Below are 12,300 nucleotides of genomic sequence, written 5' to 3' on the forward strand. Positions count from 1 at the left end.
ACAATGACGGACACTGAGCCGTTAATACCAGGGTTTTTAACGGGGTACAGATGGCGTTGAAACGGGATAGAWCTTCCAGTCCGTCCAGTTTGGGAATGCAGATGTCTAGAATGACCAGGTCTGGCATGCATTCTCGAACCATCTGCATGGCGTCGACCCCATTATCAGTTTCGCCGACGACTTTATAACCCTCATGTTCGAGCAACATTCGGACGGCAAGACGGATAACGGGGTGATCGTCGACAATAAAAACGGAGTTCATAATCAGATCCCATGCGAGCTCAAATAAAGCGCGCACCATAGCTCAGATAGTTGAGGTGGCGCATGAACTGACAGGCAGTTAGCAGCGATATAGGAGAAATCCTACGGCCAAATAGGAAACGGACTACGGTTCAACTAGGTTTTTAATGAAGATCAATAAAGGTGTTGTATTAAGTGGTGGGGTTGTTGCGGTATTTGTTTTAAATGGCTTGTTTGTGTACTAAGTGTATTTTAGTAATGGGTTTTTATAGCGGAACTCGGGACAACAGGTTTCTAAAGTCTGATTGTTTCAAAGGTTTTATCAAGTAGCCTAGCAAGGGTAGATTGTACTCATCGGCCGTTTTTTTAAGTTTGTCCAGTTCACCGGGTGTCAGGCTACTCAGGAGTATCGCCTGCTTGATCATTCCCCGGCGGCTGGCGAGCTTGATCAAGTCGAGGCCTGTGAGTTCAGGCAGGCATTGATCACACAGGAGAATGTCGAAGGGGTGCGAAGACTCAAGCATCCGGTGCAAAGCGCTCTCTGCACTGTCCGTAGCGGTGAGTTGCGTGAAACCATAACTCTCAAGCAAGTATTGGGTCGCTTTAAGTTGGAAGGGATGATCTTCCACCAACAAGATGCGCCAATTGTTTTTGAACCTGACATTTTTCATGCTTGATCTGTCGATCAGAGTGGAAGGCGATTATTGCGCGAACAGGGAGAGCAATCGATCAGTCGGCTCTGCACAAGGTGTAGGGCGATTCTGGTGGTGCTGAAGTGCGAATGAATGCCGACCCGCTCCTCAGAGATCTGAACAGCGGGTCGTCAGGCATTCATCCGCGGTTTGAACGACCGGTCATTTCCAGGGCCATTTCACTGGCATAGCTATCGGTCATGCCGGCGATGAAGTCGATCATGCGCAGGAATGAAGTGTGCAAAGGACCGCGAGGATCGGGTGCATTGTTGCCCAGCAGGTCGAGGATGCGGCGACTTTTGAACGACGGCGTGCGACCGTTGTGTTGTTCCAGAGCTGCCCCGCAGAATGCGTTCAGAAGAATCTCCAGTGTGGTGTAGGCGCCGATTTCATGCAGTGTCTTGCGTTTGTCCTGGAAGATTTTTTTTCTGGCCATGTCTTTGGCGTTCAAGACACAGCGCTTGGACGGGCCATGCATGTGCTCCACCAAATCGCCGGGTAGCGTGCCGGCCAGCAAGGCATCCTGTTGTTCGACGAAGGCGCGAGCAGCGGCATTGGTCAGATGCTCGATGGCTTTTCCTCGCAGAATTGCCAGTTTGCGTCGACGCGAATCCAATGGGCCCAGTTGGCGATAGGTTTGCGGAAGATCGTCGCCCACAAGGTTGAGCAGCAAAGACTCGACTTCGGCGTACTCCAGCAACTCCATTTCCAGGCCATCTTCCAGGTCGATCAGCGCGTAGCAGATGTCATCGGCGGCTTCCATCAGATACACCAATGGGTGGCGTGCCCAGCGCTCCTCCTCCAGTTGTGGCAGGCCCAGTTTTTGAGCGATCTGCTCCAGTAACGACAGTTCACTCTGATAACAACCGAACTTGTGCTTCTTGTAGCCCAGTGAGTCAGCGTGCTTTGCCGTCCAGGGATATTTCAGGTACGTACCCAGCGTGGCGTACGTCAGCCGCGTGCCACCGTCGAACTGATGGTATTCAAGCTGAGTGAGCACGCGAAAGCCTTGGGCATTGCCTTCGAAATTCAGGAAGTCATTACGTTCGACTTCGCTCATGTCATCCAGCCAGCCACGGCCTGCGGCTTGCTGGAACCAGTGACGGATCGCGTCTTCGCCGGAGTGACCGAAGGGTGGATTGCCGATGTCATGGGCCAGGCATGCCGACTGCACTACCATCCCCAGATCACTCGGATCGCACCATTCGGGCAGGGCGCTGCGAATGGTTTCACCGACACGCATGCCCAACGAGCGGCCGACACAGCTGACTTCCAGCGAGTGGGTCAGGCGCGTGTGGATGTGATCGTTGCTGGTGACCGGATGGACTTGGGTCTTGCGTCCCAGCCGGCGAAAAGCGCCTGAGAAAATAATGCGGTCATGGTCTTTATGGAAAGGACTGCGACCGAGTTCTTCCGGGCTATGCAGAGGTTTTCCGAGGCGTTCGCGGGTAAGCAGGGTTTGCCAATCCAAGGCGGGTCTCTCCGTCAGGTGACTGATCCCTTAGCCTAGAGCCCGGCGGCGTCGATGTCGATGAGCAGCAGTCGTTCACCTTTGTTGAAAAATTGCCCGGCGACGGGACAAGTCTTGTGTTTGGATTCCCGTGGTCACCGGGTAGGCACACAGGATTGAACCCCTCGATAAAAGAGGTTCATCCCGGTGGTCAGGCAGTTATCTAGTGTTTAGGTGAGTTGCTTTGAAGGACCAGCTTGATCAAGGGCCCGAGACTGGTGCCCAGACGAACCAGGCGAGTCAGGCTGCTGACGCCGCCGTTACGGGTACTTTTTCCGGTCAAAAAGCCCAGCAAAGTAACCACCGCCACGCCCCAGAGCGGGGCATGCTTGATGCCAAAGCTGCTCTGGAGGTCTTGCGACATCCCGCGTATCCGCTGCAAGGGCAGCAGCAGTTCCCTGGATTCGTGGCGAATTTCCTGACGGTGCATTTCCATGCGCAGGCGAATCAGCGCCTTGCGCATTTCCGTGCGCGAGCTGTTGTGCGGCAGTTCAGGCAGGCTCATGGCAGCAGGCGCTCCCGATCATTGGCCAATTCTTCCAGGGTGCCATGGAAGGGCGAGGACTCATCGAAGATCGCCGCTTTCAAACGGAACGCACAGAATAGGGAGGCAAGGGCATAGAACACACAGAGCCCGATGATGGCGGGCAGGCGATAGGTGTCCCAGAATACAATCAACACCAGTCCCGACAACCCTACCAGCAGCAGCAATGCAAAGACCAGCGCCAGTCCTGCAAACAACAGCAGGCTTACGGTGCGGGCTTTTTGCTCCTGCAACTCAATGCCGAACAGTTCGACATGGCTGTGCAACAGTCCGAGAAAAGCGGCCCCCAGGCGCCGCGTTGAAGCGCTTGTGCCCGTCGCAGACGAGCCGGATTCGCCGATAGACATATCAGCGCCGAGAAGCTAGCAGGCCAATCAGGAAACCTACCCCGGCGGCAATCCCGACCGATTGCCATGGGTTGGCCTGAACGTAATCCTCGGTAGCGGTAACAGCGGCCTGACCGCGCTCGCGTAACGAGTCTTCAGTCAGCTTCAGGGTTTCCCGGGCACGCAACAGGCTGTCGTGGATCTGGTTGCGCAACTCATCAGCCTGATCGCCGGCCAGGGTGGCGGTGTGTTCCAGCAACCGTTCGGTGTCGCTGACCAGTGTTTGAAAATCGTTCATCAGGATTTCTTGAGCAGTCTTTGCCTTGATGCTGGCCATGGGTGGATCTCCGTAGTGGCTTCTGATGGGTTCGAGTATGAGCCTTGCGCGAAGGTTCAGTACAAATGACTGGTACAACTTTTGCTATGTCGTGGTGCGTTTGCCGGCGCCGATGCGCTGTTGCCGGGCGTGATTTCAGGAAGCCTCGACTTCAAACAATAAAAACTCGCGCGAAGAATTCGCTGTTTTGCGCCAGAGCGGTTCATGGGGATCAACGACTCGATCCGGATAAGCCGCAACTTGGTGCGTAAATCGCCTGCGCGAACTGCTTTGGTGCTTTTTCAGTCTTAAGGTCTGCCAATCCATGGAAAATCTGCAAAGTGCTGTGGACAGTCTGGTCCACAGCTCTAACACACTGTTCATCCTGATCGGCGCAGTCATGGTGTTGGCCATGCACGCCGGTTTCGCTTTTCTTGAGGTTGGCACGGTTCGGCAAAAGAATCAGGTTAACGCCTTGTCGAAGATTCTCAGCGACTTCGCGATTTCGACCTTGGCCTACTTCTTTATAGGCTATTGGATTTCCTATGGGGTCACCTTTCTGCAACCGGCGGCGGTGATCAACGCCGACCATGGTTACAGGCTGGTGAAGTTCTTCTTTCTGCTGACCTTTGCAGCAGCCATTCCGGCGATCATTTCCGGCGGCATCGCCGAACGCGCCAGATTTGTCCCGCAGTTGTGCGCGACCGCGCTGATCGTGGCGTTCATCTATCCATTTTTTGAAGGGATGATCTGGAACGGCAATTATGGCTTGCAAGCGTGGTTGCTGGCGCGATTCGGTGCCAGCTTCCATGATTTTGCAGGCTCCGTAGTGGTCCATGCCATGGGCGGCTGGCTGGCACTCGCGGCAGTGTTGTTGCTCGGGCCACGAAATGGGCGCTATCGGGACGGTCGCCTGGTGGCGTTTGCACCATCGAGCATTCCCTTTCTCGCGCTGGGCTCGTGGATTCTGATAGTGGGCTGGTTTGGCTTCAACGTCATGAGTGCCCAGACCTTGCAAGGCGTGAGCGGGTTGGTGGCGGTGAACTCGCTGATGGCCATGGTCGGTGGAACCATGGCGGCACTTATCGTCGGGCGCAATGACCCAGGCTTTTTGCATAACGGCCCACTGGCCGGACTTGTGGCGATCTGCGCCGGTTCCGACCTGGTGCATCCTGTGGGCGCACTGCTGACCGGCGCCATTGCCGGGGCACTTTTTGTCTGGTGCTTTACCGCGGCGCAGGGCAAATGGCATATCGACGATGTGCTGGGCGTGTGGCCTTTGCACGGTCTGTGTGGCGTGTGGGGTGGCATTGCCTGCGGGATTTTTGGCCAGACCGCCTTGGGCGGCTTGGGTGGGGTGAATCTGATCAGTCAGTTGATCGGCACCTCTCTGGGGGTGGTCGTGGCGCTGGCCGGTGGTTTTGCGGTGTATGGAACGATCAAGGCTTTCCATGGGCTGCGCCTGAGTCAGGAAGAGGAGTATTACGGCGCGGACTTGTCGGTACACAAGATCGGCGCCGTCAGTCAGGACTGAGTCACTTCTCTGCATCTTCGGCCCCGGGATAAAAGTCGTGCAGCATCCGGTAACGATCATGGCGTATCTGATCAGCCCGCTCCTGTACCTGATGGGCGGGCAGTCCCAGCATGATCAGTGCATGGGAGGCGAGCATCAGGCTGGACTCCAGCAGTTCCGGTACGACTTCGCTGGCGCCGGCCTCTTTCAATTCGGTTAACTGGCTGTCGTCCCGGGTCCGGACCAGAATCGGCACACGCGAATTGATCCTGCGTGCCTCCTTGAGTATCTCCAGCGCGATGTCGGTCTGGTCCACAGCAATCACCAACAGTTTGGCGCGGGCCAGTCCAACGGCAGCCAGTAATTCACCTCGACGCGAATCTCCGTAATGCACGCAGCTTTCGTTGACGGCCGCTTCCTCGACCCTTACAGCATCGTGGTCCAGGGCAATGTAAGGTTGTTGCTGGTGGCGCAGACAGCGCCCGATGGACTGACCAACGCGCCCGTAACCACAGATGACGACATGCTTGTCGAGATCGGCGTTAAGCGCGCTGATTTCTTCGAGTTGTGCTTCCTTGTTGGACTTGCGGTGCAGGCGCTTTGCGACAGACGGGGCTGCGCGCAGCATCAGGGGCGTGACCAGCATTGAACAGAACGTAGCGGCCAACAGCAGGCCGCCGAGTTGCGCGGGTAGCAGATTGCCTTGTTGCATCTGCGCCATCAGTGCAAAGCAGAACTCGCCCCCTTGGGCCAGTGCCAGGCCGCTGCGCCAGGCGGTTTCGCCATCGCTGCCACGCCATTTGACCAGCAGCGCCACCACGGTGCCCTTGATCAGCAGCAATCCCAGCGTCAGGCCAAGGATCAGCAAGCCGTGGCTGGCGAACAGATTCAAGTCGATCAGCATGCCGATGCTGACGAAGAACACCCCGAGCAGAATGTCGCGAAACGGGCGGATATCGGCCTCGACCTGATGCCGGTAATGACTTTCGCCCAAAAGCATGCCGGCGAGAAAGGCGCCCAAGGCGGGGGAAAGACCCAGTAGGTGAGTCAGCCAGGCCGTCAGCAGAACAATCACCAGCGCCAGCAGTACGAACAGTTCGGCAGAGCGGGCGGCTGCGACTTCATGGAACAATCTTGGCAGCAGCCAGCGGCTGACCAGCAGCAGACCGACGAACAACACCACGGTTTTTACCAGTGTCAGGGGCAGCGCCCAATACCAGGCCTGATCACTGTTGCCGGCAAATACGGGCACCAGGGTCAACAGCAATACAGCCACCACGTCCTGAAACAGCAATACGGCAATGGCATTCTGGCCATGACTGCTGAAAATCTCGCCAAGGCTGGTCAGCTCCTTGCTGACGATGGCGGTGGATGACAGCGCCAGTCCCGCACCCAGTAACAGCGCGGCGGTCACCGGCATCCCGAACATCATCAGCAAAGCACCCAGCAGCAGTCCGCTTGCAAGCACTTGCAAACTGCCAAGACCAAACACTACCCGGCGTAGTGCGATCATTTTCGTCAGGGAGAACTCAAGACCGAGCGAGAACAGCAGGAACACCACGCCTAACTCGGCCAGGTAGGGCAGCCCTTCGCTTTGTTTCACCCAGTTGAAGGCGGTCGGGCCAACCATCAGCCCCACGCACAGATAGCCCAGGACCGGGGGCAATCGCAGGCGCTGGAACAGCGCAATGACCACCAATGAAGAAACGAGAATAATCAAGAGATTGGCAAACACAAAACACTCCGCTGATAGACGCTAGCTACACAAGCGTAGAAGCAAAAAAAACGTGAGCATTGCTTAAATGGCACAAGCGGCGACTGATTTGCATCAGGGTTATACCGCCCGCCCTTGCGATTCATGCTCCAGGCCCGAAGATTCAATGGCTCGACGGCTTTTCGGGGCAGGCCTAGAATAGTTACTTAATTTTTTACGGTTGAGCGCTCATGCTTCCTGAATGTCAGCTGTTCGGCACCTTGGGGTGCCATCTCTGTGAAGTGGCCGAAGCCATGCTGATGGAGTTTGTCGAACGCGGTCTGCTGGTCGAACTGGTCGATATTGCTGAAGATGAAACCTGGTTCGCAGCCTACAGTCTGCGCATCCCGGTCTTGCGACGAGTCGATACCGGCGCTGAACTGGGTTGGCCATTCGGTGCCGACGAGGTGGTGGCGTTCCTGCGATAAGCGGTTTTTGTGCTGGCTATGGTCCCGTCTGTCGAGCTTTGCGATTGATCCCCTTGGCTTAACCGATGCTCTTCGGATACTGTATGCGCATACAGCTATTCGTGGTGCTGCCTCGCCGTCCCGGGTTTTCGGGTTTGCGCAGGCAGTACCGGGTGTGAGAGGGATGAATCGTGGTCAATGTCGAACAATTGAAAAACAGCGTGAACCGAATGTCGATCGATGTTGTGCGCGAGGCTGTCATCGAGTTGCGTCTGGACGGTCTGGTGACGGAAGGTAAAACACCCTTTAACAAGCTGCATTTCAATACCTGTTTCGCCGAAATCGAAGCATTGTTCCAGCGGGCGGGTTATCACCGACAACTGGATGTCGTGGGATATCAGGGGTTGTTGTACGCACTTTACGATCCCGCTCGCTGGGAAGCCGTCGATGTGCTGCGCTGGCTCAAGGAGTTCACTGATGCGGCAGCGCGCGCGCCGATTCCGGCATGAGGATTCTCTGCTAGGTTCGACTCGGCCACTGTTGGATAATGCCGACCTGTATTGAGGGTCAGAACGTTCGTATGTCGACTTCATCTTTTTCCGCTGCACACAACCAGGCCAGCACACTCTACTTGCCGCCAGGTTCGTGGCAGACCGTTATCGATTGCCTATGTGAACACTTCAGCGCTATTGGTCGCGAACAATGGCTGGACAGGGTGGCTCGCGGCCGGGTGCTCGATGGGCACGGAATGCCGATCGCGGTCGATCTGCCTTATAAGGAAGGCCTGCGGATTCATTATTTCCGTGAGGTGCCGGACGAAAAGCCGATCCCGGTAGTCGAGTCGATCCTCTATGCCGACGAGCATCTGGTGGTCGCGGACAAGCCGCATTTTCTGCCGGTGACGCCGGCAGGCGAGTACGTTGAGCAAACACTGCTGCGAAGGTTGATTCGTCGACTGGATAACCCACATCTGGTGCCGCTGCATCGCATTGACCGGCATACGGCAGGGCTGGTGCTGTTTTCCGCCAACCCGCAGAGCCGTTCAGCGTATCAGTCGTTGTTTCCGACACGACAGATCGAAAAGCGCTATGAGGCAATCGCCGCTGCATTGCCTGGACTGGCCTTTCCATTGGTCCATAAAAGCCGGCTCATCGATGGCGAACCGTTTTTCCGTATGCAGGAAGGTCCGGGTGTCAGTAATACCGAGACAGCGGTCGAGGTTCGGGAAAAAAACGGAGAACTCTGGCGATATGCGCTTTACCCGGTGACGGGCAAGAAACATCAATTACGGGTGCACATGACTGCGCTGGGCGCGAGTATCTGCAATGATCCGTTTTACCCGCAGGTGCTCAAGGACGTTGAAGATGACTATGCCAATCCGCTGAAATTGCTCGCTCAGGGCTTGCGGTTTGTGGATCCGGTCACCGGCCAGGAAAGGGTGTTTGAAAGCACCATCACCTTGCAGTGGTGAAAAATCCCGGTCACGAAAAAGCCCGCATCAAGCGGGCTTTTTCGCATCTGGCAGGTGCAGTAACAATTACAACTCTTTAACGGTGCGAACCTGATCCTTGTTGATACGGGTTTCCTTGCCATCCAGCTGTTCGAATTCGTAGAAACCCGACTTTTCATCATACGTTGGCGAGTCGATGGCCTGGATTTCGCGACCGTCATTCAAGGTGATCACTGTCGGCGATGCGCAGCCCGCCAAGGTCGCTAGGCCCACGGCGAGCATGAAAGTGGCGAGGGTCCGTTGAGTCATGAGCGTGTCTCCGAATAAGAATTCTTGGTTGCTGGGCTTGAGACGTTTACAACGCTCGCAAGTTCCTGGGCTAGTGTCGTTCTGACTCGGAGTGTGCGCTTAACAATTCCGGGGTATTGAGGTTGGCCAGTCGCGGGTCGTTGTCTACACATTGTAGTGCGGTGGCCTCCAGTTTGCGCATGAGGCGCCCGGGGCTGCGTTCACCCTCATTCCATGCCGTGTCGAACGCCGCGCAGAGTGCGACAGGGATAATGCACAGCAACGGTTCCCAGTGGGCGCCCTGGCGCAGCATCAACGGTTTGTCCGGATGCTGGCTGGCAGCTTCGCGCATGCTATGGAGCAGGGCGGCATTGATGCGAGGTACGTCGCAGGGCAGTACCAGCAGAAGAGGATGGCGGGCCGCCTTGAGGCCCGCGCGAATACCCGCCAAGGGTCCAGGGAAATCGCCTTCGTCGTCATGGACCATTTGATCGGCGTAAGGCGCGTATTTGTCCAGGTTCCTGTTGCACGAAATGATCAGGTCATCGCTCAGATCGCGGGTCTTGCGATGCAGGTGCGCGATCAGGGGCTCGCCGTGCCATTCCAGCAAACCCTTGTCCTGACCGCCCATGCGTTGGCCACGACCACCCGCCAGGAGCAAAATGGAGCAGGGCGGCAATGGTGAGTCAGGGGGCATGGCAGTTCTCCATGGGGGCGCTGAAAAAGTGAAGCGCTGTGATATAACACCGAGCTGTTTTTCCTACAACTGGACGAGCCTATGAAAGCCAAGGCTGATGTACCTTTCGTGCCGCTTAACATTGCGGTGCTGACGGTCAGCGATACCCGAACCCTGGAAACCGATACGTCAGGCCAGGTTTTTGTCGACGGTTTGAGTGCCGCCGGTCACAACCTGGCTGCTCGGGTTTTGCTTAAAGATGATCTCTACAAAATTCGCGCGCAAGTCGCCAACTGGATTGCCGATGAGGTGGTGCAGGTGGTGCTGATCACTGGCGGTACCGGGTTCACGGGACGCGACAGCACGCCAGAGGCGGTAAGTTGCCTGCTGGACAAACAAGTTGATGGATTTGGTGAGCTGTTCCGGCAGATTTCTGTTGCCGATATCGGCACTTCGACCGTGCAGTCCCGGGCGCTGGCCGGTTTGGCCAACGGCACGCTTGTCTGTTGCTTGCCAGGTTCGACCAATGCCGTGCGCACTGGCTGGGATGGCATTCTCGCCGAACAACTGGATGCACGACATCGTCCCTGCAATTTCGTGGCTCACCTGAAGCAGGCGGYCCCCTGTGAATCCCGTGGGTAAGCCGGGTAAAACCGGAAGCCTGATGCCTGTCGAGGTGGCGCTTGCGCGTCTGCTGGAAATGGCAGAAGCCTCGCCCATCCGTGAACGTGAGCGCTTGCCGGTGGCGCAGGTGCAGGGTCGCGTGCTCGCCGATGACTTGGTTTCGACCCTTGATCTGCCACCTTGGCCGAACAGTGCCATGGATGGCTACGCCTTGCGTGTCGCTGACTGGACGGGAGAACCGTTGTTGGTYAGTCAAAAGATATTTGCCGGTCAGGCACCTGAACCATTGAAGCCCGGTACCTGTGCCCGAATCTTTACCGGTGCACCTGTGCCAGCAGGCGCCGACTGTGTCGAGATGCAGGAAAATGCCGAGGTTCAGGCGGATGAGCGAGTACGGTTCCTCGAACCCATGAAGCCGGGTCAAAACATCCGGCCACAAGGTCAGGAAACCACGGTTGGCGAGCTTGTCTTGTCGGCCGGCACACGGCTTGGGCCTATCGAGCAGGGATTGGCGGCATCACTGGGATGCGCTGAGCTGGACGTGATTCGCAAGGTTCGTGTTGCGGTTCTCTCAACCGGAGATGAATTGGTTGAACCGGGACAGGCCCTGGGCCCTGGACAGATCTACAACAGCAATCGCGTGTTGTTGTGCAGTTGGCTGCAACGCCTGGGCTGTGAAGTCATCGATGCCGGTATTCTGCCTGATGATTTGGTGACCACTCGTGCCCGCCTCGGCGAGTTGAAGGATGTTGATCTGATCCTCTCCACGGGTGGGGTGTCTGTAGGAGAAGCCGATTTCCTGGGCATGGCCTTGCGCGAAGAGGGCGAGCTGACGCTGTGGAAACTCGCCATCAAACCTGGCAAGCCGCTGACATTCGGGCATTTTCATGGCGTACCTGTGATTGGTTTGCCCGGTAATCCGGCGTCGACACTGGTCACTTTTGCTTTGTTGGCAAAACCCTATGTCCTGCGTCGTCAAGGTGTAAAAGAGGTCGAGCCGCTGAAGTTTCAGGTGCCAGCCGGGTTCGTCTGGTCAAAGTCTGGTAATCGTCGAGAGTACTTGCGTGGACGCCTGGAGAATGGCCGGGCGATCATTTACAAGAATCAGAGCTCAGGTGTACTTCGCAGTGCTGCCTGGGCCGATGGCCTGGTTGAGGTGTTGGAAGATCGCACGTTGATCGAGGGTGAATATGTAGTTTTCATTCCCCTGAGCGAAGTCCTGAGCTGACCTCGTTATGCCTTGTTGCCGCAAGCCCGGTCAATCCGCCGGGTCTTGCGTGCATGGCTAGCGCTTAACGCACCAGAAGTGTCACGACCTGATCAAAGCGGCTATTGGCAACCCAGCCCAGCAGCCCTAGGACTACCGCCGTTCCGCCCGCCGAGTAGGCCAGTCTGTGCTTGATGGATTTGACGTCATTGCGCACTTCATCCATGTCTCTTCGGATGTATTTCAGATGGGTCTCCAGTTCAATGACGCGAGGTTCCATATCAACTCCTGTAGCGGGTTTTGCGTTGTTATTGAATTCAGCTTGATGATTGGCGCGACTTTCTGCGAACGGGGTAACCGGGCTGAGCGGCAACTTGATGTCATGAATCTGCATGGAGAAAACCGCTCCTTGCGTCAATGCCGTTTGGGTAGCCGAAATTGGTATTGCGTGCGTTTTTTGTAGCCCTTGAACGGGGTTTGCTCATTGCTTGCACATCCCTGTGTCTTTGATGTTGATGACAGATAACCGCTGACATCAAGGTGTACCAATCGCCCCGGTTGGTCAATTGAGCCGATTCCTCACATATCGTAAGAAAACTTCCCGCCCTGTAGGACCGCAAACCTGCACGCCTCGAAAAATCTCAACGCCTTGCGACCTTTATAGGGGGCAGTGAGGTCAACATCTCCTGAATGAATCCCAATCAGGAGCTACGACAATGAGTGAGCGCAAGGCGCTGTTGATTCTGCATGGCAA

At 56.3% G+C, this 12,300-nt stretch carries 16 protein-coding genes; 6 read left to right on the top strand and 10 right to left on the bottom strand.

The genetic code is table 11. The features are described 5' to 3' along the window. The 6 genes from AC1DSG_RS20385 to AC1DSG_RS20410 all read right to left on the bottom strand — a co-directional run. A partial coding sequence (locus AC1DSG_RS20385; RefSeq protein ID WP_477792493.1) for a response regulator occupies positions 1 to 262 on the bottom strand: 262 nt, incomplete at its 3' end. 244 nt (positions 263 to 506) lie between these two features. Then, entirely contained in the window at positions 507 to 911 is a 405-nt protein-coding gene (locus AC1DSG_RS20390) for a response regulator (protein ID WP_477792494.1), read from the bottom strand. 160 nt (positions 912 to 1,071) lie between these two features. Continuing rightward, positions 1,072 to 2,403 (bottom strand): deoxyguanosinetriphosphate triphosphohydrolase, encoded by a 1,332-nt coding sequence (locus tag AC1DSG_RS20395; RefSeq protein WP_477792495.1) that lies wholly within the window; start codon positions 2,401 to 2,403, stop codon positions 1,072 to 1,074. Positions 2,404 to 2,605: 202 nt separating this feature from the next. Further along, complete coding sequence (locus AC1DSG_RS20400) at positions 2,606 to 2,947, bottom strand: hypothetical protein (RefSeq protein WP_477792496.1); 342 nt, start codon at positions 2,945 to 2,947, stop codon at positions 2,606 to 2,608. Continuing rightward, complete coding sequence (locus AC1DSG_RS20405; RefSeq protein ID WP_477792497.1) at positions 2,944 to 3,333, bottom strand: phage holin family protein; 390 nt, start codon at positions 3,331 to 3,333, stop codon at positions 2,944 to 2,946. The genes AC1DSG_RS20400 and AC1DSG_RS20405 overlap by 4 nt, the downstream gene beginning before the upstream one ends. A 1-nt stretch (position 3,334) precedes the next feature. Beyond that, the gene (locus AC1DSG_RS20410; protein ID WP_140670943.1) at positions 3,335 to 3,649 is read right to left on the bottom strand and encodes an ElaB/YgaM/YqjD family protein; all 315 of its coding nucleotides are present in this window, start codon (positions 3,647 to 3,649) and stop codon (positions 3,335 to 3,337) included. Positions 3,650 to 3,953: 304 nt separating this feature from the next. On the opposite strand from AC1DSG_RS20410, the gene AC1DSG_RS20415 reads away from it, so the two are divergent. After that, a complete protein-coding gene (locus AC1DSG_RS20415) occupies positions 3,954 to 5,162 on the top strand; it encodes an ammonium transporter (RefSeq protein WP_477792498.1) in 1,209 nt (402 codons plus the stop codon). Between the two features lies 1 nt (position 5,163). Here the strand turns inward: AC1DSG_RS20415 and AC1DSG_RS20420 are convergent, their stop codons facing one another. After that, the gene (locus tag AC1DSG_RS20420) at positions 5,164 to 6,876 is read right to left on the bottom strand and encodes a cation:proton antiporter (RefSeq protein WP_477792499.1); all 1,713 of its coding nucleotides are present in this window, start codon (positions 6,874 to 6,876) and stop codon (positions 5,164 to 5,166) included. Positions 6,877 to 7,085: 209 nt separating this feature from the next. Here AC1DSG_RS20420 and AC1DSG_RS20425 point away from each other — a divergent pair, with 209 nt between their 5' ends. The 3 genes from AC1DSG_RS20425 to AC1DSG_RS20435 all read left to right on the top strand — a co-directional run bounded on the left by AC1DSG_RS20425 (position 7,086) and on the right by AC1DSG_RS20435 (position 8,772). After that, the gene (locus AC1DSG_RS20425) at positions 7,086 to 7,322 is read left to right on the top strand and encodes a glutaredoxin family protein (RefSeq protein ID WP_477792500.1); all 237 of its coding nucleotides are present in this window, start codon (positions 7,086 to 7,088) and stop codon (positions 7,320 to 7,322) included. Positions 7,323 to 7,492: 170 nt separating this feature from the next. Continuing rightward, positions 7,493 to 7,810 carry a transcriptional regulator gene (locus tag AC1DSG_RS20430; RefSeq protein ID WP_477792501.1) on the top strand — a complete coding sequence of 106 codons (318 nt, stop codon included), beginning with the start codon at positions 7,493 to 7,495 and terminating at the stop codon, positions 7,808 to 7,810. A gap of 71 nt (positions 7,811 to 7,881) precedes the next feature. Then, on the top strand, positions 7,882 to 8,772 hold the full coding sequence (locus tag AC1DSG_RS20435) for a pseudouridine synthase (protein WP_477792502.1): 891 nt from the start codon (positions 7,882 to 7,884) through the stop codon (positions 8,770 to 8,772). Between the two features lie 66 nt (positions 8,773 to 8,838). Here the strand turns inward: AC1DSG_RS20435 and AC1DSG_RS20440 are convergent, their stop codons facing one another. Both AC1DSG_RS20440 and mobA read right to left on the bottom strand, forming a co-directional pair. Beyond that, positions 8,839 to 9,060 (bottom strand): YgdI/YgdR family lipoprotein, encoded by a 222-nt coding sequence (locus AC1DSG_RS20440; protein ID WP_477792503.1) that lies wholly within the window; start codon positions 9,058 to 9,060, stop codon positions 8,839 to 8,841. A 70-nt stretch (positions 9,061 to 9,130) separates the two neighbouring features. Next, complete coding sequence (gene mobA, locus AC1DSG_RS20445) at positions 9,131 to 9,736, bottom strand: molybdenum cofactor guanylyltransferase MobA (protein WP_477792504.1); 606 nt, start codon at positions 9,734 to 9,736, stop codon at positions 9,131 to 9,133. A gap of 81 nt (positions 9,737 to 9,817) precedes the next feature. Here mobA and moaB point away from each other — a divergent pair, with 81 nt between their 5' ends. Beyond that, positions 9,818 to 10,357: a molybdenum cofactor biosynthesis protein B gene (gene moaB, locus AC1DSG_RS20450; RefSeq protein ID WP_477792505.1), complete on the top strand. Its 540-nt coding sequence runs from the start codon at positions 9,818 to 9,820 to the stop codon at positions 10,355 to 10,357. Continuing rightward, the gene (locus tag AC1DSG_RS20455) at positions 10,341 to 11,567 is read left to right on the top strand and encodes a molybdopterin molybdotransferase MoeA (RefSeq protein WP_477792506.1); all 1,227 of its coding nucleotides are present in this window, start codon (positions 10,341 to 10,343) and stop codon (positions 11,565 to 11,567) included. The genes moaB and AC1DSG_RS20455 overlap by 17 nt, the downstream gene beginning before the upstream one ends. Positions 11,568 to 11,631: 64 nt before the next feature. Here AC1DSG_RS20455 and AC1DSG_RS20460 read toward each other — a convergent pair whose 3' ends face one another. Continuing rightward, positions 11,632 to 11,940 (bottom strand): hypothetical protein, encoded by a 309-nt coding sequence (locus AC1DSG_RS20460; protein ID WP_477792507.1) that lies wholly within the window; start codon positions 11,938 to 11,940, stop codon positions 11,632 to 11,634. Between the last annotated feature and the right edge of the window lie 360 nt (positions 11,941 to 12,300).

The organism is Pseudomonas sp. P5_A12 (assembly GCF_056400685.1).

Coding starts and splice junctions, on each gene's coding strand:
- AC1DSG_RS20390 (WP_477792494.1), bottom strand. CDS start 911: ATGAAAAATGTCAGGTTCAAAAACAATTGGCGCATCTTGTTGGTGGAA.
- AC1DSG_RS20400 (WP_477792496.1), bottom strand. CDS start 2,947: ATGAGCCTGCCTGAACTGCCGCACAACAGCTCGCGCACGGAAATGCGC.
- AC1DSG_RS20405 (WP_477792497.1), bottom strand. CDS start 3,333: ATGTCTATCGGCGAATCCGGCTCGTCTGCGACGGGCACAAGCGCTTCA.
- AC1DSG_RS20410 (WP_140670943.1), bottom strand. CDS start 3,649: ATGGCCAGCATCAAGGCAAAGACTGCTCAAGAAATCCTGATGAACGAT.
- AC1DSG_RS20415 (WP_477792498.1), top strand. CDS start 3,954: ATGGAAAATCTGCAAAGTGCTGTGGACAGTCTGGTCCACAGCTCTAAC.
- AC1DSG_RS20425 (WP_477792500.1), top strand. CDS start 7,086: ATGCTTCCTGAATGTCAGCTGTTCGGCACCTTGGGGTGCCATCTCTGT.
- AC1DSG_RS20435 (WP_477792502.1), top strand. CDS start 7,882: ATGTCGACTTCATCTTTTTCCGCTGCACACAACCAGGCCAGCACACTC.
- AC1DSG_RS20440 (WP_477792503.1), bottom strand. CDS start 9,060: ATGACTCAACGGACCCTCGCCACTTTCATGCTCGCCGTGGGCCTAGCG.
- mobA (WP_477792504.1), bottom strand. CDS start 9,736: ATGCCCCCTGACTCACCATTGCCGCCCTGCTCCATTTTGCTCCTGGCG.
- AC1DSG_RS20460 (WP_477792507.1), bottom strand. CDS start 11,940: ATGCAGATTCATGACATCAAGTTGCCGCTCAGCCCGGTTACCCCGTTC.